At 62.1% G+C, this 19,861-nt stretch carries 17 protein-coding genes; 12 read left to right on the plus strand and 5 right to left on the minus strand.

The window, feature by feature from the left end; genetic code table 11:
- Window position 1 precedes the first annotated feature (1 nt).
- From Q7J44_RS07225 to Q7J44_RS07240, 4 genes are all read left to right on the plus strand, one after another.
- A complete protein-coding gene (locus Q7J44_RS07225; protein WP_304878453.1) occupies window positions 2-919 on the plus strand; it encodes an NAD(P)-dependent oxidoreductase in 918 nt (305 codons plus the stop codon).
- Window positions 920-993: 74 nt separating this feature from the next.
- On the plus strand, window positions 994-2,511 hold the full coding sequence (locus Q7J44_RS07230) for an aldehyde dehydrogenase (protein WP_304878455.1): 1,518 nt from the start codon (window positions 994-996) through the stop codon (window positions 2,509-2,511).
- A 179-nt stretch (window positions 2,512-2,690) separates the two neighbouring features.
- Entirely contained in the window at window positions 2,691-3,230 is a 540-nt protein-coding gene (locus Q7J44_RS07235; RefSeq protein ID WP_304878457.1) for a thiamine pyrophosphate-binding protein, read from the plus strand.
- Complete coding sequence (locus Q7J44_RS07240; protein ID WP_304878458.1) at window positions 3,218-3,814, plus strand: thiamine pyrophosphate-dependent enzyme; 597 nt, start codon at window positions 3,218-3,220, stop codon at window positions 3,812-3,814. Before Q7J44_RS07235 ends, Q7J44_RS07240 begins: the two co-directional genes overlap by 13 nt.
- Before the next feature lie 218 nt (window positions 3,815-4,032).
- Here the strand turns inward: Q7J44_RS07240 and Q7J44_RS07245 are convergent, their stop codons facing one another.
- The 4 genes from Q7J44_RS07245 to Q7J44_RS07260 all read right to left on the minus strand — a co-directional run bounded on the left by Q7J44_RS07245 (window position 4,033) and on the right by Q7J44_RS07260 (window position 10,326).
- Entirely contained in the window at window positions 4,033-5,988 is a 1,956-nt protein-coding gene (locus tag Q7J44_RS07245; RefSeq protein ID WP_304878460.1) for a proline/glycine betaine ABC transporter permease, read from the minus strand.
- Window positions 5,985-7,019 carry a glycine betaine/L-proline ABC transporter ATP-binding protein gene (locus Q7J44_RS07250; protein WP_304878462.1) on the minus strand — a complete coding sequence of 345 codons (1,035 nt, stop codon included), beginning with the start codon at window positions 7,017-7,019 and terminating at the stop codon, window positions 5,985-5,987. Before Q7J44_RS07250 ends, Q7J44_RS07245 begins: the two co-directional genes overlap by 4 nt.
- Before the next feature lie 79 nt (window positions 7,020-7,098).
- Window positions 7,099-8,040: an ABC transporter substrate-binding protein gene (locus tag Q7J44_RS07255; RefSeq protein ID WP_304878464.1), complete on the minus strand. Its 942-nt coding sequence runs from the start codon at window positions 8,038-8,040 to the stop codon at window positions 7,099-7,101.
- 444 nt (window positions 8,041-8,484) lie between these two features.
- Window positions 8,485-10,326, minus strand: coding sequence for a Hint domain-containing protein (locus Q7J44_RS07260; protein WP_304878466.1), 1,842 nt, complete (start codon window positions 10,324-10,326; stop codon window positions 8,485-8,487).
- 619 nt (window positions 10,327-10,945) lie between these two features.
- Between Q7J44_RS07260 and Q7J44_RS07265 the strand changes: the two genes are divergently transcribed.
- The 8 genes from Q7J44_RS07265 to Q7J44_RS07300 all read left to right on the plus strand — a co-directional run bounded on the left by Q7J44_RS07265 (window position 10,946) and on the right by Q7J44_RS07300 (window position 18,301).
- Complete coding sequence (locus Q7J44_RS07265) at window positions 10,946-11,629, plus strand: GntR family transcriptional regulator (protein WP_304878468.1); 684 nt, start codon at window positions 10,946-10,948, stop codon at window positions 11,627-11,629.
- A gap of 5 nt (window positions 11,630-11,634) precedes the next feature.
- Window positions 11,635-12,495 carry an oxaloacetate decarboxylase gene (locus tag Q7J44_RS07270; RefSeq protein ID WP_304878470.1) on the plus strand — a complete coding sequence of 287 codons (861 nt, stop codon included), beginning with the start codon at window positions 11,635-11,637 and terminating at the stop codon, window positions 12,493-12,495.
- The gene (locus Q7J44_RS07275) at window positions 12,492-13,211 is read left to right on the plus strand and encodes an SDR family NAD(P)-dependent oxidoreductase (protein ID WP_304878472.1); all 720 of its coding nucleotides are present in this window, start codon (window positions 12,492-12,494) and stop codon (window positions 13,209-13,211) included. Before Q7J44_RS07270 ends, Q7J44_RS07275 begins: the two co-directional genes overlap by 4 nt.
- Window positions 13,208-13,711 (plus strand): TRAP transporter small permease, encoded by a 504-nt coding sequence (locus Q7J44_RS07280; protein WP_304878474.1) that lies wholly within the window; start codon window positions 13,208-13,210, stop codon window positions 13,709-13,711. The genes Q7J44_RS07275 and Q7J44_RS07280 overlap by 4 nt, the downstream gene beginning before the upstream one ends.
- Window positions 13,708-14,985 (plus strand): TRAP transporter large permease, encoded by a 1,278-nt coding sequence (locus Q7J44_RS07285; RefSeq protein WP_304878475.1) that lies wholly within the window; start codon window positions 13,708-13,710, stop codon window positions 14,983-14,985. Before Q7J44_RS07280 ends, Q7J44_RS07285 begins: the two co-directional genes overlap by 4 nt.
- A 37-nt stretch (window positions 14,986-15,022) precedes the next feature.
- Entirely contained in the window at window positions 15,023-16,036 is a 1,014-nt protein-coding gene (locus Q7J44_RS07290) for a DctP family TRAP transporter solute-binding subunit (RefSeq protein ID WP_304878477.1), read from the plus strand.
- A 67-nt stretch (window positions 16,037-16,103) separates the two neighbouring features.
- A complete protein-coding gene (locus Q7J44_RS07295) occupies window positions 16,104-17,519 on the plus strand; it encodes an FAD-binding oxidoreductase (protein ID WP_304878479.1) in 1,416 nt (471 codons plus the stop codon).
- Entirely contained in the window at window positions 17,516-18,301 is a 786-nt protein-coding gene (locus Q7J44_RS07300; RefSeq protein ID WP_304878481.1) for an HpcH/HpaI aldolase/citrate lyase family protein, read from the plus strand. Before Q7J44_RS07295 ends, Q7J44_RS07300 begins: the two co-directional genes overlap by 4 nt.
- A gap of 56 nt (window positions 18,302-18,357) precedes the next feature.
- Here the strand turns inward: Q7J44_RS07300 and Q7J44_RS07305 are convergent, their stop codons facing one another.
- Entirely contained in the window at window positions 18,358-19,752 is a 1,395-nt protein-coding gene (locus Q7J44_RS07305; RefSeq protein ID WP_304878483.1) for a GntR family transcriptional regulator, read from the minus strand.
- Window positions 19,753-19,861 lie beyond the last annotated feature (109 nt).

Below are 19,861 nucleotides of genomic sequence, written 5' to 3' on the forward strand. Positions count from 1 at the left end.
AATGGAAAAGATCGGTTTCATCGGGTTGGGGCGCATGGGTCGTCCTATGGCGTCAAACCTTATCAAAAAGGGCTTTGAGCTTATCGTTCATGACGTGAATGCCGAAGCGGTGGATGCTTTGGTGAACCTTGGTGCCGATGCCGGTACCTCGGTTGCCGATGTCGCGGCGCGGTCGGATGTCATCATCACCATGCTGCCCAATTCCGCCATCGTGGCACAGGTGATCTCTGGCGCAGACGGCGTTCTGTCGGCCGCCCGCAAAGGCGCGCTTGTAATGGACATGAGCACCATCGACCCGAACACCACCGACGCCATCGCCGCCGATTGCAAGGCGCATGGCATCGGGTTTGTCGATGCCCCGGTGGGCCGTCTGGCGACCCATGCCGATATCGGACAATCGCTGTTCATGGTCGGTGGCGAAGAGGCCGATTTCGAACGTGTGAAATCCATGCTCGAAGCCATGGGATCGACGATCTATCACTGCGGCCCCTGTGGTGCGGGCACCCGGTCAAAGATCGTCAACAACTTTCTGGCCGTGTCCTTGTGCCAGCTGAACGCTGAAGCCCTCACCCTGGCGACCGGGCTGGGGCTGGACATCGAAAACACGCTGGATGTGCTGTATGGCACCACCGCAACCAATGGCCAGCTCAAGATCAACTGGCTGCAAAAGGTTCTGGTCGGCGATACCAGCGCCGGCTTTACCATCGACCTTGCCCACAAGGATCTGACCCTGGTGATGGAATCCGCCAACGCAGCCAAGGTGCCAATGCCGATGGCCGCCGCCGCGCGTGAAGCCTTCAGCCAGGCCCGCGCCCGAAAATTCGGCGGCAAGGACTTTTCCGCCATGCTCGACGCCAACTGCGATGCCGTCGGGCTGGAACCCCCGCGCCTGCCGCAAGGCTCGCGTCACCGGACCTGACAGGCAGACGCGCGGCGCCGCTGGCCGCGCGCCTCCCTGCCCCGGCTTGCCCGCCAACCCCTCAGAGGTTTTCCATGACCGCACCAATTTCCGCGGCTGAACGCCGTGCCCGCCACACCGGACGGATCTACCGCAATCTGATTGGCGGCACTGACCAGCCGGCACTGTCGGGCACGACCTTCCCGACCCAGGACCCGTTTACCGGCGAAACCTGGGCAGACATCGCCCGCAGCGACGCCGCCGATGTCGATGCGGCGGTGGCGGCGGCAAAGTCAGCCTTTCCGGTCTGGTCTGCCATGCGCCCGACCGAGCGCGGCAAACTGCTTGTCAGACTGGCCGAAGCAATCGAGGCGAAGGCAGAATTTCTGGGCGAGGTCGAGGTCCGCGACAACGGCAAACTGCTGGCCGAGATGAGCGGGCAGACCCGCTATATGGCCGAATGGTATCGCTATTTCGGCGGGCTGGCCGACAAGGTGGAAGGCGCTGTAATCCCGTCAGACAAGGCCGGGATCTTCAACTTCACCCTGCATGAACCCTTGGGTGTCATCGCCATGATCACCCCGTGGAATTCGCCCTTGCTGCTTTTGGCGTGGAAGCTTGCGCCTGCCCTTGCCGCTGGCAATACTGTCGTCGTGAAGCCGTCCGAATTCACCTCCGCCTCAACCCTTGAATTCGGACGGCTGTTTGACAGCGTCGGCTTCCCGCCGGGTGTGATGAACGTCATCACCGGCTTTGGTGCCGAGGCCGGGGCACCGCTGGTGGCCCATCCGGATGTGGCCAAGGTGGCCTTTACCGGATCTGACATCGCCGGGCAGAAAATCTACGAATCCGCGGCCCGCTCCATCAAGCCGGTGTCGCTGGAACTGGGCGGGAAATCTCCGAACATCGTTTTTGCCGATGCCGATCTGGATGCAGCGGTGATGGGCGTCGTATCCGGTATTTTCGCGGCAACCGGCCAGACCTGCATCGCAGGGTCCCGGCTGCTGGTGCACAAGGACATCGCTGCAGACTTCACTGCCCGCCTGATCGAGGTCGCCAAAAGCGCCAGGATCGGCGACCCGATGGATGCAGGCACCCATGTCGGCCCGGTGACCACCCTGCCACAGTTTGAAAAGGTGCTGTCCTATATCGCCATCGCCGAGGCCGAAGGGGCGACCCGCGCCTGGGGTGGCAATCGGGTGCAGGTCGAAGGCGGGCATGCCAATCAATTCGTTGAACCGGCGATTTTTACCAACGTCACCCCGCAGATGCGCATCGCGCGCGAAGAGGTTTTTGGCCCGGTGCTGGCCGTCCTGACCTTCGAGGACGAGGAAGAGGCCATTACCATCGCCAATGACAGCGATTTTGGCCTTGCCGCAGGGGTCTGGACCCGCGACATGGGCCGCGCGCTGCGCCTGTCGAAACGGCTTCAGGCCGGGACCGTCTGGGTAAACACCTACCGCGCCGTCAGTTTCACCTCACCCTTTGGCGGCTACAAACGCAGCGGCCTGGGGCGCGAGAGCGGGCAAGACGCCATTCATGAATTCCTGCAGACCAAATCGGTCTGGATCGCGACAGAACTGTCCACGGCCAACCCCTTCATCCTGCGCTGATCTGCCCGCAGCCGGCCCGTTCTGCCCTGTCCCCTCCGGTCTGTGCGGGACCGGGGGTACTTTTTGGCCAGCCCTGCATCCGGCTATTAAATTTCAGCATATTCGCCACCCAAATCCGGCATTTTCCTTCGCCCGGGCCGATTGATAGTCATCGTCAACGACCTTCGAGGGAGAAGACCATGCAAAACGACGCGCCCGACGGGCCGCACATTATCTGGCAAGAGGATGTTTTCCGCGTCCTCAAGGCCCATGACATCAAACATGTGGTCTATGTCCCCGATGCCGGGCACTCGGCAGCGATCCGGTTGTCCGAGGCGGACCCGGACATCACCGCCGTGGTCCTGACCACCGAGGAAGAGGGCATCGGCTATCTGGCCGGGGCGTGGCTTGGCGGCGAACGCGGGGCGCTGCTGATGCAAAGCTCGGGCGTCGGCAACTGCATAAACACGTTGGCCTTGCAGGCCATGGCGCGGTTTCCGTTGTTGATGGTCGTCACGATGCGGGGTGACTGGGCCGAGTTCAACGCCTGGCAAAACCCGATGGGTCAGGCGACCGAGGCAACGCTGCGCAGCATGGGCGTGATGACCTGGCGCGCCGACCGTCCCGAGGATGTAGAACCGCTGCTGCATGGCGCGGCATCAATGGCGTTCAACGGCGATGCTGCAACGGCCGTCCTGCTGGGACAACGTCTGATCGGAGAGAAAAAATGGGTGAAGTAACCGTTGGCGGCACTCTGGACCGCCGGGCCGTGGTCGCATCCCTGCTGCAGGGGCGCAAGGATCTGCTGGTGGTCAGCGGCCTTGGGTCCGCGTCCTATGACGTGATGGCGGCGGGGGATCACGACAACAACTATTATCTCTGGGCGGCAATGGGCTCGGCGATGACCGTAGGGCTGGGGCTGGCCAGCGCCAGACCGGATCATTCGGTTCTGGTGATCACCGGCGACGGTGAATCGCTGATGGGCTTTGGCGCACTGGCAACCATCGCTCTGCGGTGCCCGCCGAACCTGACGATTGCCGTGCTGGACAACGGTCATTTCGGCGAAACCGGCATGCAGATAAGCCACGCCGGCCGCGGGATCGAGCTGGACGCCGTGGCGGCAGCCTGCGGTTTCCCCAGAACGGCCCGTATCACCACGATGGAAAACGTCGCCGCCCTGCGCGAAAGCGCCGTCGCACGCATCGGGCTGACGCTGGCGACGATCAAGATCAAACCGGAAAACCTGCCGCGCGCCCTGCCCCCGCGCGATGGCGTCTATATCAAGAACCGCTTTCGGGCCGCGCTGGGATACCAACCCATCTGACATCAACGCGTGCAAGGGTGGCCCTTGCGCGCGCCACGGTTGATGCAGGCCCCCGATCTGGTCCTTGCCGAACGGACAGTTTCCTGCAGATGTTGCCGCGTCCGCATGTCGTGCAGCGCCTGGCACAAGCGGTCAGGCGCGGTGCGCAGGGCTTAAGACGAAAGGCGCCAACCGGCCTTGGCCAGCTGGGTGCAGGCAGTGCTGTCTGGCACAGTCTGTCAGCTGGCCGGTCTGACAGAGCGGGCCCATGTCATGATCAGGTGATCGACCATCAGTCCGATGGTGGCCACCGCAAGGCCAAGCACCAGTCCCTTGCCCACATCGGCCGACGACAAGGCGCGCTGCATTTCCTGACCAAGATCCTGCGTGCCGATGAAGGCCGCGATGATGACCATGAACAGCGAGAACATCACCGCCTGATTGACCCCGACCATGATGGTCGGCAGCGCCACCGGCCACAGCACATGGCGCCGGATCTGCCGGCGTGTCGCACCGGCCATTCCGGCAGCTTCCACCAGCGCCACAGGGACGCCGCGCAATCCCTCGACCGTATAGCGGACCAGAGGGACAGCCGCGAACAGCACCACAGCGCCGACCACCGCCACGTCGTTCACACCGAAAAGCATGATCATCGGGATCAGGTAGATAAAACTGGGAAAGGTCTGCATCGTGTCGCAGATTACCAGAACCCGCCGGGACCTGACGGCACTGCCTGTCGCCCATATCGCCGCCGGAAATGCAAGAAGGGCCGCAATCGAGACAGAAACAACGACCGTATACACCGTGATCATCGTGCGGTCCCACCATCCCGAAACGGCGATGTAGCCAAAAAACGCCAGGCAGATCACCGCAGAGCGCCGCCCCCCGACCGCGTAGCCAAGGGCCCCCAAAAGCGCCAGAACCGCCGCAAAGGGCATCCACAAAAAGGCATCGCGGACCGGAATGAACACCCAGACGATCAGGAACCAGCGCAGCCAATCCGTCACCGGGAAGATCGCGACGATCACCCGGTCCATCACCACATCTATCGCCGCGCCTGCCGAAAAGCCCTGCCCGCGCCCGATCTCGGCAAGAAGGGGGAGCATCTGCGACAGGCCCCCGACAAGGGCCGCCAGCACCAGCCAGATCAGCGGCAGTCGATGGCGCTGATGCCAGAGCGTCCCGCGCGGGACATGGACCGGCTGGCTCAGCGCCCAGGCGCGTGTGAAGCGATCAAGGGTGATGGCCAGCAACACGATCGTCAGGCCGATCTCGACCGACTGACCGATGCGGAGCGCCTGCAACAGCTGAAGCAGCTTCTGCCCCAGCCCGGGCATCCCGATGAAGCTGGCAAGAACCACCATCGCCAGACATTGCATGATCACCTGATTGACCCCGATCAGGAGATCGGTGCGCGCTGTCGGCAGGCGGGTCCGCAGCAAAAGCTGCCAACCCGTCGCGCCACACATCTTGCCGCTTTCGATGACCGCCTCCGGCACCTTTTGCAGACCGAGCAGCGTCATGCGGATCATCGGAGGGACCGAGAAGATGATCGTCACGATCGCCCCGGCCTTGGGCCCCACCCCGATGAAGACCACGACCGGAATCATATAGGCAAAATGCGGAAGCGATTGCGCGATGTTGAGAACCGGGTTCAGCACCGCCGCCAGCCCGCGCCAGCGCCATGCCGCAATGCCCGTCAGCAATCCGAGCAAAACCGAAACCGGGGCGGCCACGAAGATCACCGAAAGCGTCTCCATCGCCCATTGCCATTGCCCCATCAGCGCGATCCAAAGGAAGGTTCCGCCGGCCAGCACGGCAAGCCGTGTGCCGCCCAGACCATAGCCGATGACGGCAGCCGTCATTGCGACAACCGACCACGGGACCGGGCCCAGCCAGGGCCATCTGTTCTTGCCGTAAAGCAGGTTCGCCGTGACATCGAGAAGCCACTCGACACCCGTCGCCACGTTGCGCGTGACCGACAGCAGACCCAGATCATCGCGTAGAAAGTCGAAGACCGCGTTGATCCAGTCCGCCAGCGGCAGGATCATCCAGCCCGGCGGGCGGATCAGCCCGTCAGGCAGCATGTCGCGTCCCAGCGCCATTGTGATGGCCGCGGCCAGCAGAACGACGACACCGCTCAGGCGCCGGATGCGCAGGTCAGGCCTAAAGACAGGGGCCGCGACACTGCTCATGTGCGGGTTCCCACCACCAGATCAAGGGCGTCCTGCCGGTCCAGCATGCCGATGATCCTGCCGTCCGCCCCCTCGACGGGCAGGCTGTCGCGGTCGTCATCCACCAGCGTCCGCGCCAGTTCGTGCAGCGTGCTCTGCGCAGATACGGCATCGCCCTCCGCTGCGGTTCCGGTCACCCCCCGCACCATCATTCCGCCCGCCCGCACAACACGGGCCTTGTCGATATTTTCGGTGAACTGGGAGACATAGGGCGTCGCAGGCTCAAGCACGACCTTTTCCGGTGTGTCGCACTGGACCACGACCCCATCCTTCATGATGGCGATCCGGTCGGCCAGGCGCAGCGCCTCATCGAAATCATGGGTGATGAAGACAATGGTCTTGCCCAGGCCGCTCTGCAGACGCAGAAACTCTTCCTGCATCTCACGCCGGATCAACGGGTCGAGGGACGAGAACGGCTCGTCAAGGAACCAGATGTCCGGCTCGATGGCAAGACTGCGGGCGATCCCGACACGCTGTTGCTGGCCACCCGACAGTTCATGGGGAAAATGATCCTCGCGGCCCGTCAGCCCGACAAGCTCGATCACCTCCATCGCGCGGTCGCGGCGGTCGTGCCGGTCCTGACCGCGCATCTCAAGCGGGAAGGCAACGTTGCCCAGCACCGTGCGGTGCGGCAGCAGACCAAAATTCTGGAACACCATGCCCATCTTGCTGCGCCGCAGCTCGATCAGCCCCCGTTCGGACAGCGCGCCGATATCCTGCCCGTCGACCCTGATCGTCCCGCCGGAAATATCAAGAAGCCGCGACATGCATCGCAGCAGCGTGGATTTACCCGATCCCGACAACCCCATGACGACGAGAATCTCGCCCTGATGAACATCCAACGTCACGTCCCGCACTGCGGCCACGTAACCGGCCGCTTGCAGCGTTTCGGGATCGGGTGCCTCTGGCAATGCCGACAGGTAATCCGCCGGTGCGGAGCCAAACAGCTTCCAGACATTCTGGCACGAGATGACAGGGTGTTGCGCGGTCATGAAGGGTCCTTGAGTCACATGAAGGGCCTCTGCCCGGCAGGTCCGGGCAGAGGCAGTCCTTGCTGGCAGTCCGTCGGTGTCAGTCGGTCCAGCTGTTCCAGAGCGGCGCATTCTGATCCAGCCAGTGGGTGGCGGCATCTTCCGGTTCCATCCCGTCGATATCGACAAGCCGCGCCATTTCGGCGATCTGCGGATTGGTGAAGCTGACATTGTTCAGGACAGCATAGGCTGTCGGCCATTTGTCCTGCATGCCGTCCCAGGCGGCCTTCTTGAGATAGCCGTCAGCAGGGTTTCCACAGTCATGGGTGGCGTCCGGGTTCGGCCCCAGTGCCGGATCGGTGTCGCAGCCGGTTTCCCAGGCCGGGAACTCCACGAATTCACCGGGCCAGACCGCTTCCGCGAAGTTCGGGGTCCAGTTGAAAATGACGATGGGCTCCCGCGTGCGTTCCGCCGCGGCGAGCGACGCCCACAGGGCTGCCGCAGATCCGGCATTGATGACGACAAAATCCATGCCCAGAGCGTCGACGCGTTCCTGATCATGCTTCAGCCAGTCTACCGGCCCGCCCAGAAAGCGACCCTTGTCTCCCGTTTCCGGGGTGGCAAACACGGCGGCGCAGGCATTCAGCGCCTCCCAGTCCGGAAGGCCGGGACAGGCGTCCTTGGTCCACATCGGGTACCACCAGTCTTCCCGCGTCACGGCGCTGTGTTCGCCAACCGCGTGAATTCCGCCCTTTTCGACAGCAGCGTCAAATGACGCGCCGTAAGCGCCTTCCCAGACCTCTACCCCGAGGGCAACATCCCCCAGCCGGATCGATTCATAAACCGCCTGGCTGTCGGTCGATACATACTCGACGCTGGTGCCGACCGACTCGAAAATCTGTCCGACGATATTGCTCATCACGATCTGGCTGGACCAGTTGTGGGTTGGAATCACGATAGGATCGCGCGAGTCGGCGCTGGCACCGGCAGCCGTCATCGCAGTCACGGCGGCACTCGCCATGAGCAGGGTCGTTCTTGTCATGTGTCGTTCCCTCTTTCGTGCAGGCGCACCGCAAACAGTGGCGCGCGCTGCCATTTCAGAAACGATGCGGTCCAACCGTCATGCAAAGACAGTGCAGACGCCTGTCCGTTTGAAGCACCCGCAGGCGCAACCTCTCGTGTTCGTTTCCTGCCGGTAAATGCCCGGACTTGATGCGTGACCAATGAAAATAATCAGACGCAAATCTTCATTGCCGATGTTACGCGGTCCTGCGTGCGGACCTTTGGCAATGTGTCGCGATCATCCTGACCCTGACTTCGGGGCAGGACGCCACCGCTGACCTCTAGCATCAGAGGGCGCAGTTCACAACCCGTGGACCGGACAAACGGCGGTACCCCAAACCCGGGCGCTGCCGCGCGTCGAAGCAGGGTTCGCAATGTAACACGTTCCGGCAATGCCCGGGCAGCAATTCCCCGGGCGATGGTCTCAGATGCCGGGTTTCTCCACAAGCTCACGATGTTTCTGGGCATGGCGTTGGGCCAGTTTTCGGCCCTGACGTCCTGAAAGGAAAGGCCTGGCACCTTCCGGGTGCACATCCGGATCGCGGGTGCGCAGATCGGGGAAAAGGGCGAAGATTTCCTTGCGTGCCAGATGGCCGACGGATTTAAGCGCTTCAGCGCCTGTATAGAGCGATTCCGTCTGTGCACCGTTCGAGAAGATAATCTCGTGCTTATCGAGCATGAAGTGCCAGTACTCGACCTCAGAAACATCCTCTGCGACGTCGATTCCTTCGACTATCAGCAGCTGTTTGGCACCCACGAGACCCTCGCAGCTTCCGAACATAGTTCCGGCGATTTCAGAACGGACAAGGACACGGTGCTGGGGAGAAACCATCAGCTCCTGTTCGGGCGGGCCCGCGCCCAAAACCCCAGCACGAATGCGAATGGGCTTCAGGTTCGGTTTCATCCGCAGATCGATGGCATCCAGCTTGTGCGATCCGATCCAGCGGATCGGCCGATAGCCATGATCCGCCGTTGCCACCAGATCACCAACCGAAAGATGCTCAACCGCAACCTCACCGCGATCCGTGGTGATCAGGGTGCCGGCAACAAAGCAAGGAACCGAGGTTGCCGATTCCCATTGGGAGTACGTGATCCCCTTCCAGGTCAGCGATTTGCCGTTGGTGTTGTAGCCATCACCGGTTTTGGTCCAGCCAGCCGCTTGCGCAGCTTCGTCAAATGCGTCCTGCTCGTCAGCGGGCACAGTTATACGAAGAGTGTCCGCTCCATCGCCGCCTGCAATTGTGCCGGAGGTATCGCGGGTGGTGCTGCCAAGTGTCAGACTGTCGTCGCCAGACTGAAGGGTGAACGTGCTGTTGAATTGCCAGTCATTTCCGATCACGATGGTGTCGTGGCTGCCGCTTGTGCTGCCCGTAAAATAACCGTCCTGTGTATAGTTATCGCCGATGGTGACGTTGTTGATGCCGTCGGAACCGCCCATGGCGAGCCGGCCCTCGACGTGAACATTGTCACCGATATTGATCTTCCGATCGACGTTGCTGCCGCCGAGACTGATGTTGCCAGCACCGTTTGCACCAATGACAGATCCATCACCTATTTCAATTTTGATGTCCATGTGATCGTCGGAAGTGCCGCTTCCGCCAATGGAAATGTCACCCGTCCGCGCGCCCTCGCCCAGAACAACAGACTTGTCGCCATAACCACCGCCCATAAGGATGTGCTGGATGTTGGCATTGTTTCCCACCTCCACCGAGTAGTTCGGACCCGAGGTCGGCATGTTGAAATCGACAGCCTTCAGGTTATCCCCGGCTTCGAACGCCATCCCGCCAGAGTTTGAATTGACATTGTTGCTGATCGTAGCATTGTCACCCAGAGCGACATCAGTTCCCGCACTGCCGCCGTTAATTTCTTTAATCGTTACATTATTGCCCCCGGAAATTGTGGTCTTGGTAACGCCGGGATCTGATCCATTGACACCTTCAAGCCCACCTATCTTGGCATCATCGGCAAGAGTGTAGCTCAGATGGCCAAAATTCTGATTGTCGTTGACGTTAAAGTTGAGTTTAATCGCATCAACGCCTTGCGCAATGTTGACCGAAGGGTTCAGCGTGGCCCCATTGGTTGAGGCATTAAAGTTAATCTGCACGTTCTTGCCAATGCTTTGATCTACATTGACCGTGAAATCTGCCGGCCCATCCGTGCCAGTCGGAGCGTTGAAGTTTACCGTGCCGCTAAGGCCGGGGGATATCGTGTAGGTTTCTCCAGGAATTACGGTGTAGGTGCCGGCCTCGGTGATCGTTATTGCCATGGCCCTTCCCCTCTCACAGATATTTAAAGTGAGAATATCGAAAGATCAGTTCATTTTCGTTCTCAAGTTGAGTTTTATAAATTAAATTTTTCCAAGAAAACAGTCAGGGATTTTACGTCGCGTCACGACAAAGGCATGGATTCTCTGTTCCGGGTGCCCCCTGCGTCACCGGCTCTCCACCCCTCCGAGCCACATGCGCAGTATGCGCTCAGGGCTTCCAGGTCGGCGATCCAGTTGCGCCGATATGCATAGTGGCTGAGCGTCTTTTGCTTCGTATAAGGCCAGCAGACATCAGCCAGCGACACTTCGGCCGGACGATTTCTTTCTGCGGAGATGCCCGTTTTTTCACTATGAAGCGGCTCTTTTTATCACACTGGAACGGCACAAGCGCCGCAGCTTTTGCATCAATGACGTATCCAATAATCTTGCATTATCGGTCACAACAGCCACCATGCTCGTCGATACGACAAAACGTCCCGCAGCTCAGCCATTTGACACTCTGGTGCTGAGCGGAGATGGCCGGATGAAAAATGCACGTTGGCAAAAAACGAGAAGCTTTGGCCCGTTGACCATCATCCTCTTACATGTAACACGTAACATGCAAATATGAGGTGCCGGGATGGGCGATTCACTTCTTCTTCAACACCCGCAATCGCTGTCAGAAATGGTGGCAGAACGGCTTCGGGTTGCGATCATTGATGGCGAATTCGCGCTCGGCGAGGCGATTTCTGAAGACAAGCTGGCCACCGCCTTTGGCGTAAGCCGGTCGCCTGTCCGGGATGCCCTGAACGCGTTGCAGTTCACCGGGCTGGTCGAGGTGCGGTCGAAACGCGGCAGTTTCGTGTTCTTTCCAACCGAGGATGAGGTGCGCGAGCTGTGCGAGTACCGCTTCATTCTGGAAAATGAGGCCGCGATGATGGCAGTTCGGGCGGCCCCGGAAGAGCTTGCGATCCGGCTGGAAAGCGCGATCAGCGCGATGGCCGGCGCGGAAGAGGCGGATGACCGCCGCGCCTATGGCCATGCCGACACGGCGTTTCATACCTGCTTTTTCGATCTGTGCGGCAATGAGCTGATCCGGGCCGCGCATCGGCTGGCCGAGGCCCGCATCGCGACACTGCGGACAATGCTGACGGCACCTTTTGACGAGCGGCGCGCCTCGGGCCTGCAACAGCATCGCGATATGGCGGCGCAGTTGCTGGCCGGAAACCGCGACGGCTTTGCCGGAATGCTGAAGCTGCATGCCGATTGGTCGGGACGGTTGCCACAGGCGATCATGCGGCAGGGCAAGAGGGCAGGCCAATGAGCCCGATGGCACGGCAACTGCGTGACAGGCTGGCACTGGCCGGGGCGGTGGCGGCCCCCGGTGCCGCAGATGCGCTGACGGCGCGGCTGGTGGCGCAGGCTGGGTTCCCCGCGGTCTACATGACCGGGCTGGGGGCAACGGCCACACGTCTGGGCGCGCCGGATCTGGGGCTGCTGTCCCAGGTTGAAATGGCCGATCAGGCCCGCGCAATGGTACGCGCCTGCGCGGTTCCGGTGATTGCCGATGCCGATACCGGCTATGGCGGCCCGCTCAACCTGCGCCGTGTGGTCGAGGATTATGCCGCCGCCGGTGTCGCAGCCTTTCATATCGAGGATCAGCAGATCCCCAAACGCTGCGGGCAATTGTCCGGGGCCAAGCTGGTTCCGGTATCCGAGGCGGCCAGGCGTCTGCAGGCAGCGGTGGCAGCGCGCGATGCCAGCGGGTCGGGAATGCTGGTGATCGGCCGGACAGATGCACTGGGGGTCGAGGGGATGGAGGCCGCGCTGGACCGCGCGCGGGCGTATCAGGATGCCGGTGTCGATCTGGTGTTTGTTGACGGTATCAAGACCCGCGCGCAGCTAGAGGCGGTGGCACAGCATCTGCCGGGGCCAAAGGTGGTAAGCCTTGTCGATGGCACGGATGCCGCCCTGCTGAGGCTGGATCAGATCAGCGATATGGGATTTTCGATCTGCCTTTACGCCCTGACCACACTTCTGGCCGGGCTGACGGCACAGGCGGCAGCACTTGCCCATCTGTCGCAGACAGGTGCAGTGCGGGCTGATCCGGCAGGGTTTGACTACGCCCGGTTCTCTGCGCTGGTGGATCTGCCGGGGCATCAGGCGTTCTCACACGGATACGAAGAATGAACGGCACCGTTGTTCTGATCACCGGTGCAGCCTCTGGCATCGGGCTGGCGGTTGCGCGGGTCTGCGTGACTCAGGGCGCGCAGGTGTGGATGTGGGACCGTGACCCGGAGGTGTTCGCCGCCGCTGCCACGCTTGGCGAGGCTGCGCGGGCCGTGGTGGTCGATATTGCCGATGAAGATGGCGTGGCGGCGGCGGAAGCGGCGCTGGTGCATTTGCCGCCGACCCATCTGGTCAACAACGCGGGCATGGTCGGCCGCGCGATGCGGTTTGACGCGATGGCCGCGCGCGATATCGAGCGTGTGCTTGCTGTAAACATCACTGGCACCTTGCTGGTCACCGCCGCCTTTCTGCGCGCCAAGGCCACGCATCCGGCGGCGGGTATTGTCAACATGGCGTCGATCGCCGGGCTGAATGGCGGAGCGCCGGGGCTGGCGGTTTACGGGGCAACCAAGGGCGCGATCATTGCGCTGACCTCGGCCATGGCGCGCGATCTGGCCCCAGCGCTGCGCGTGAACGCTCTGGCCCCCGGCATCATTGATACCGGCATGCAGGATGAAATCTTTGCCGACCGCAATGCCTTGCAGGCGCAATCAACCGCGATCCCGCTGGCGCGCATCGGCACGGCGGAGGAGGTGGCGGAGGCCGCGATGTGGCTGCTGTTCGGCGCGCCATATGTGAGCGGAGAGACCATCCGCGTCGGGGGGGGACGGAAATGAAAACGGTTGTTGATGCACTCTTTGCGGTGATCGACGCGCTGCTTGTGCTGCTGCTTGTGGCCATGACGGCGATGGTCTTTGGCAATGTGGTGCTGCGCTACGGCTTTGGCTCGGGCATCGACCTTTCGGAAGAAATGTCGCGCTTTGCCTTTGTCTGGCTGATCTTTCTCGGCTCGATCTCGGCGATGCGGCGCAATCTGCACATGGGGTTTGATGTTGTGGTCATCCTTGCGAGGCCAAGGGCGCGGCGGGTGATGCTGACGATTGCGAACGGGCTGATCCTGTTCTGCTGTGTGCTGATCCTGACCGGCACAGTGCAGCAATGGCAGATCAACGCGACCAACCGCGCGCCAGTCACCAACCTGCCGATGAGCTGGCTGTTCGGCATCGCCGTTCCCGCCTGCCTTGGCATCGGTGCGATGGCGGCCTGGCGCATGTTTGCCTATGCGACCGGGCGGCTGACCCATGCGCCGGGCCAGTCCGGAGATCTGCACCAATGACGCTGGTTATCTTTCTGGGGGTGCTGGCCACTGCGCTGGTCACCGGGGTGCCGGTTGCCTTTGCGCTGATCCTGTGCGCGGTGGCAATGGGACTGACGCTGGACATGTTCGACGCGCAGATCATCGCACAGCGGCTGATCGTGGGGGCGAACAGCTTTTCGTTGCTGGCGATCCCGTTCTTTCTGCTGGCAGGGGAATTGATGAATGCGGGCGGCATGTCGCGGCGGATCGTGGCCTTTGCCGTCTCGCTGGTCGGGCATCTGCGGGGCGGGCTTGGGGTGGTGGCAATCTTTGCCGCGATCATCCTTGCCTCGCTGTCGGGTTCGGCTGCGGCGGATACGGCCGCGCTGATCACCATGCTGTTGCCGATGATGCGGGCTGCCGGGCATGACGAGGCGCGGTCGGTCGGGCTTATGGCCTCGGGCGGGATCATCGCGCCGATCATTCCGCCCTCGATTGCCTATATCATCTTTGGCGTGGCCACCAACCTGTCGATCTCGCAGCTGTTCATGGCGGGGATCGTGCCGGGCATCCTGATGGGTGTGGGGGCGCTGACGGCATGGATGATCGTGTCACGCTTTGACGATGTTCCCGCGCTGCCACGCGCAAGCTGGCGCGCGCGGGCGAAGGCCACAAAAGAGGCGATCTGGGCGCTGGGTCTGCCGGTCATCATTCTGGGGGGCATCCGTTTCGGTGTGGTGACGCCGACCGAAGCCGCGGTGGTCGCCGTTGTCTACGCGCTGTTCGTCGGTCTGTTCGTCTACCGCGAGCTGAAACTGGCGCAGTTGTTCGAGTTGTTCCGCTCTGCCGCCACCACGACAGCGGTGGTGATGCTGCTGGCGGCTGCGGCACTGGCAACCGCGTGGTTCATCTCTGTCGCCGATCTTTCGGGGATCATTCTGGAAATTGTCGATCCGCTGATCGACAGCCCCAAGCTGCTGCTTTTAACCATCATGCTTCTGGTGCTGATGGTGGGGATGGCGCTGGATATGGGGCCGACCATCCTGATCCTTGCGCCGGTGCTGCTGCCGGTGGTCAAGGCCGCAGGAATCGACCCGATCTATTTCGGCGTGCTCTTCGTCATCAACTGCGCCATCGGGCTGGTCACACCGCCGGTGGGGATCGTGCTGTCGGTTGCTTCGGGCGTGTCCGGTGTGCCGATGCACCGCGTGGCAATGGGCGCGCTGCCGTTTCTGATCGCGCAGGTCACCGTGCTTTTGCTGCTGGTGATGGTGCCCGAAATCGTGCTGTGGCCAATGGAGTGGCTGCGGTGAGTTCACCTGTTTCAACATTCCGTGGGAGGAAACACATATGAAACATTCTGCAATCGCTGCCCTGCTGGGCACTGCCGTTCTGGCGACCGCCCTTGCCGGTCCGGTCAGTGCCGAGATCCGCGCGCATACCCTCAAGGTGTCGAATGGGGCGGCAGAGGATCATCCGGTTTCGGCGGGGGTCAAGGGCATGTCGGCCTGTCTTGAGGAAAAGTCGGGCGGCAAGATGAAGCTGCGCGGGTTCTACAACGGCGAGCTTGGCAATGATGCCGAAGCCACGCAATCGGTGCGGTCGGGCTCGATCGAGATGGTTGTGACCGGGGCCGCCGCCATCGGCGGGATCGAACCGGCGATGAACACGTTCGAGCTGCCGTTCCTGTTCGCCTCGAACGAGGAAGTCGATGCGATCATGACCGGGCCTTACTTTGACCATGTCGCGGCAAAGATGCCCGAGCATGGTCTTGTGATGCTGTCGATCTGGGAAAACGGCTTTCGCAACGCAACCAATTCCAAACTGCCGATCACCAGGGTCGAGGATTTCAGCGGGCTGAATTTCCGCGTGATGCAGAACCCGATTTTCCTCGATACCTTCCGCCGTCTGGGGGCCAATCCTGTGCCGATGGCGTTCTCGGAAGTGTTCACCGCGCTGGAAACCAAAGCAGTGGACGGTCAGGAAAACCCATTGCCGCTTATTCTGGCGAGCCGGTTCCATGAGGTGCAGAAGTATCTGACCCTGACCCGCCACGCCTATTCCCCGACACCTGTTCTGATCAACAAGGCAAAGTGGGACAGTCTGAACGGCGAAGAACAGGCGCTGATGACCGAATGCGCCGGCATCGGACGTGAACAGCAGATTGCCCGGTCACGGGCAGCGGTGGATGAGGCAACCGAAGAGCTGAAAGCCGGTGGCATGGAAGTCTCGGAGCTTTCGGCCGAGGAACTGGACAAGCTGCGTGAGCTTGTCGCGCCGGTATATGAAACCGCGCTGCCTTCGGTGGGCGAAGAAAACTTTGACCTGATGATGGCCGAACTGAACAAGCTGCGCGGCAACTGACCGCGCGGCTTTGACCGGCGCAGTGCCACTCCCGTGCTGCGCCGGTCCCCTGATGCAAGGATATACGATGCCTCGACCCCCTGATCCTGCCGGCTGCCTGTCGGCGCTGTCTGCTGTGTTTGACAAAGCCACCTTGCTGGCTGGCGCGGATGTGCCTGCGCGCAACCTGCATGACACCAGCTATCTGCCACAGGTACGCCCGCTGGCGGTGCTGCGCCCCGCGACGCCGGAAGGCGTGGCGCAGGCGCTGCGGATCTGCGGCGCGCACGGCGTGGCGGTGGTACCGCAGGGCGGATTGACCGGGCTGGCTGGCGGCGGGCATCCGATTGCAGGGGCGGTGATGATCTCGCTGGAGCGGCTGTCGGGGATCGAAGAGATTGATGACGCCGCCTGCACCATGACCGTGCGGGCCGGAACCCCGCTGGAGGTGATTCAGCGCGCGGCAGATGCGGCAGGGTTTTTCTATCCGCTCGATCTGGGCGCGCGGGGGTCGTGCCAGATCGGCGGGAACCTGGGAACCAATGCAGGCGGCAACCGGGTGATCCGCTATGGCATGGCGCGGGAGTCGGTGCTGGGGCTGGAATATGCACTGCCCGATGGCACACTGGTCACCAGTCTGAACAAGATGATCAAGAACAACGCGGGCTATGATCTGAAACAGCTGTTCATCGGGTCCGAGGGCACGCTGGGCATCATCACCCGCGCGGTTCTGCGTCTGCAGCCCAAGCCGGGCTGTGTCAATGCCGCGCTGTGCGGGCTGGGCAGCTATGCCGATGTGGTCGCCCTGCTGGGGGCCGCGCGCAAAGGGCTTGGCCCGATGCTTTCGGCGTTCGAAGTGATGTGGCCCGACTACTGGCACGAGGCGACGCAGACAGTCGGCGTGCGCTCGCCCCTGTCCGGCCAGCACGCATTTTATGTGCTGATCGAGGCACAGGGCCTGTCAGAAGCGGTTGATGGCCCCCGCTTTCAGACCTGGATCGAGGGCCAGTTTGAGGCAGGGCGGGTCGAGGATGCCGCAATCTCGCAGTCCCTGGGCGATATCGCCGCATTCTGGGCGACACGCGATGCCTGTTCCGAATTCGGCAGCCTGCTGGGGCCACATGTGGCGTTTGACATCGGCCTGCCGGTCGCGCGGATGGATGATTTTGTGCGCGCCTGCCGTGACGCGCTGAACGCGGGCATCCCCGATGCGTTGTCAGTCTATTACGGACATATCGGTGACAGCAATCTGCATCTGATCGCCCTGTCGCGTGCGACGACCGTGCAACCGATGGCGGAAATCGCCGGAATTGTCTATGCTACCGTGCGCGACTTTGGTGGCAGCGTTTCGGCTGAACATGGGATCGGCCTGCTGAAAAAACCCTATCTGAGCTACAGCCGCACCCCCGAGGAACTGGCCCTGATGCGTCGGATCAAGGCGGCGCTGGACCCGCTGAACATCCTGAACCCCGGCAAGATATTCGACATGGAGACACCGGCATGAACCGTCTGAAACAGCGTCTTGCAGCGGGGGAGCGGGTGGCCGCCGCCTGGATCGAACTGGGCAATGCCGATATTGCCGAGATCATGGTGGCGCATGGCTGGACCACGCTGCTGATCGACGGCGAGCACGGCGTGGGCGGTCTGGAAGATTGGGTTGCCGTCGCGCGCGCGGCAGAGGCCGCCGGTGCCGATGTCGTCCTGCGCGTACCCGACGGGTCGGACGTAACGTTGAAGAAGGTGCTGGACCGTGGCTTTCGATCGCTTGTGGTGCCGATGGTCAACACTGCGGAACAGGCGCGGGCCATTGTGGCCGCATGCCACTATCCGACCCGGGGGCAGCGCGGCTATGCGGCCCCCATCGTGCGCGCCTCAGGCTGGGGCGCACGCCCCGATTACGCCCGGAGCGAGGCATCGGAGGAGGTGCTGCTGATGCTGCAATGTGAACATGTTGAAGCGGTCGGCAATCTGGCGGAAATTCTGGCAGTGGACGGGGTCGACATGATTTTCATCGGCCCGAATGATCTTGCGGGATCTGTTGGCCGGCTGGAGCAGATGCTGGAGCCTGAACCGCAGGCTTTGCTGGCAAAGATTGAAAGCACAGCGCAGCAGGCCGGCACGCCCTTGGCCACCATTTGCGGTGCCGGGCGAAGCTGGGATGACCTTTGGCGGCTGGACTATCGCTTTGTTGTCGGGCCGAACGACATTTCCTTGCTGATCGCGGGCGCACGCGCCGCAGCGGCTGAACGCGACAAGGAAACCGCAACGCCGGGGCGAAGCTACTGAATGTCCGCAAAACCGGGCACCCAGCGGCGGGATCAGCCTGACCTGACGGGCACAGCTTACCGGCCCGGTACAAAGTGGCCTGAACGCCCGGCGGCTGCATCGAGTGTGCCGCTGTCCAGTGCGTGCTGAACGCCGCCGCTCAGGTGTGCTGACAAAATCTCCGATGCTGCTGTGGCATCCCGCGCCAATGCGGCATCCAGAAGCGCCCGGTGTTCACTGGCCGATACGGCGTTGCGGAACGACAGCGCAACCATCTGATACCGCAGATATCTGTTAAGAACGCTGTCGTGCAGCCAGCGCAAAGACAAAGATCCGCAGGCTGAAATCAGCGCCTGATGAAACTCCAGATCATAGCGTTTCCACGTGTCAATCTGGCTGCGGTCGCCGGTTTCGATCCGGGCCTCGATGGCCGCCAGCTTATGCCAGGCGGCCAGAATCTGGCTTTCCCATTCCACATCGCCGTTGCGGAAGGAATCCTCCATTGCGCGGCTTTCCAGAAGGTGGCGCAGATGCGCCAGATCCTGCAGATTAACCGCAGACACCGGCGCCACCTCAAATCCGCGCTGACCTTCGGCGGTCACCAACCGTTCGGTTGCCAGCCGGTTCAGCACTTCGCGCAAGGTGCTGACTGACGCGCCACACGTCGTGCGCAGGGACTCCAGCCGCAGCTTCAGTCCCGGAGCAAGGCGGCCCGACAGGATATCATCGCGGATCTGCCGGAAGACGGTCGAGCCGACCGTATCGTCCTGCTGCGCGACCCCCATCACCGCAGGGCCGGGGTCCAGTGTGCCGGCCGCCATCGTATGTTCGACACAGGCAGTGATATGCCGGGTCAGAATGGCGGCCCCAGCGTCCGCATCGCGGTTCAGCGCCGCCTGAAGCAGCGCCCGGTGTTCAGTGGCCGCGGCCTCCCCCCGGAAAATCACGGCAACGATCTGATAGCGCAGGTATCTGTCAAAGACACCGCAATGCGCCGCCAGGAGTTCTGGCGAGTCACAGGCGGAAATCAATGTGTGGTGGAATTCCTTGTCATAGCGTTTCCAAAGCTCGGACCGGCTGCGGTTGCCGGCCAGCATCTCGCGTTCAATCGCCTCAAGCTTGTGGTGCGCGCCGACGACACGGCCTTCCCAATCCAGATCGCCCCGTGCAAAAGACTTGCGCAGCGCGTGGCCTTCCAGCACGTCGCGCAGGATGGCAAGTTCGCAGAATTCATCCTGCGTGACCGGGGCCACGGCAAAGCCCCTGTGCCCCTCGGCCAGCACCAGCCCTTCACCCGCCAGACGGTTCAGGCATTCCCGCAAGGTCGCAACCGACGCCCCATAGCGTTGCCGCAGGCCGTCCAGCCGCAGCCGTGCCCGCGGCGGCTGGCGCCCGGCAATGATGTCTGCGCGCACGGCGCGATATGTGCTTTCCCCGGTTGTATCCAGGAGGATCTGGCGTTCGTCTTTCATGGCGGAAAACTTGTCATGCCCGAAGCCCCTTCGGCAACAGGAATTCTTTTATCATATAAAAACGATTATGCAGGATGAAATAGTAAAAAGCGGTTGAAAAATGAAACCT

The organism is Pseudotabrizicola sp., assembly GCF_030656345.1.
In the GTDB taxonomy this organism is placed as follows: Bacteria; Pseudomonadota; Alphaproteobacteria; order Rhodobacterales; family Rhodobacteraceae; genus Pseudotabrizicola.

Excerpts from the sequence above, each read along its gene's own strand:
- Q7J44_RS07245 (WP_304878460.1), bottom strand. The coding sequence starts at position 5,988 with ATGAGCAGTGTCGCGGCCCCTGTCTTTAGGCCTGACCTGCGCATCCGG.
- Q7J44_RS07235 (WP_304878457.1), top strand. The coding sequence starts at position 2,691 with ATGCAAAACGACGCGCCCGACGGGCCGCACATTATCTGGCAAGAGGAT.
- Q7J44_RS07275 (WP_304878472.1), top strand. The coding sequence starts at position 12,492 with ATGAACGGCACCGTTGTTCTGATCACCGGTGCAGCCTCTGGCATCGGG.
- Q7J44_RS07265 (WP_304878468.1), top strand. The coding sequence starts at position 10,946 with ATGGGCGATTCACTTCTTCTTCAACACCCGCAATCGCTGTCAGAAATG.
- Q7J44_RS07230 (WP_304878455.1), top strand. The coding sequence starts at position 994 with ATGACCGCACCAATTTCCGCGGCTGAACGCCGTGCCCGCCACACCGGA.
- Q7J44_RS07250 (WP_304878462.1), bottom strand. The coding sequence starts at position 7,019 with ATGACCGCGCAACACCCTGTCATCTCGTGCCAGAATGTCTGGAAGCTG.
- Q7J44_RS07225 (WP_304878453.1), top strand. The coding sequence starts at position 2 with ATGGAAAAGATCGGTTTCATCGGGTTGGGGCGCATGGGTCGTCCTATG.
- Q7J44_RS07260 (WP_304878466.1), bottom strand. The coding sequence starts at position 10,326 with ATGGCAATAACGATCACCGAGGCCGGCACCTACACCGTAATTCCTGGA.
- Q7J44_RS07285 (WP_304878475.1), top strand. The coding sequence starts at position 13,708 with ATGACGCTGGTTATCTTTCTGGGGGTGCTGGCCACTGCGCTGGTCACC.
- Q7J44_RS07270 (WP_304878470.1), top strand. The coding sequence starts at position 11,635 with ATGGCACGGCAACTGCGTGACAGGCTGGCACTGGCCGGGGCGGTGGCG.
- Q7J44_RS07280 (WP_304878474.1), top strand. The coding sequence starts at position 13,208 with ATGAAAACGGTTGTTGATGCACTCTTTGCGGTGATCGACGCGCTGCTT.
- Q7J44_RS07240 (WP_304878458.1), top strand. The coding sequence starts at position 3,218 with ATGGGTGAAGTAACCGTTGGCGGCACTCTGGACCGCCGGGCCGTGGTC.
- Q7J44_RS07295 (WP_304878479.1), top strand. The coding sequence starts at position 16,104 with ATGCCTCGACCCCCTGATCCTGCCGGCTGCCTGTCGGCGCTGTCTGCT.
- Q7J44_RS07290 (WP_304878477.1), top strand. The coding sequence starts at position 15,023 with ATGAAACATTCTGCAATCGCTGCCCTGCTGGGCACTGCCGTTCTGGCG.
- Q7J44_RS07305 (WP_304878483.1), bottom strand. The coding sequence starts at position 19,752 with ATGAAAGACGAACGCCAGATCCTCCTGGATACAACCGGGGAAAGCACA.
- Q7J44_RS07300 (WP_304878481.1), top strand. The coding sequence starts at position 17,516 with ATGAACCGTCTGAAACAGCGTCTTGCAGCGGGGGAGCGGGTGGCCGCC.
- Q7J44_RS07255 (WP_304878464.1), bottom strand. The coding sequence starts at position 8,040 with ATGACAAGAACGACCCTGCTCATGGCGAGTGCCGCCGTGACTGCGATG.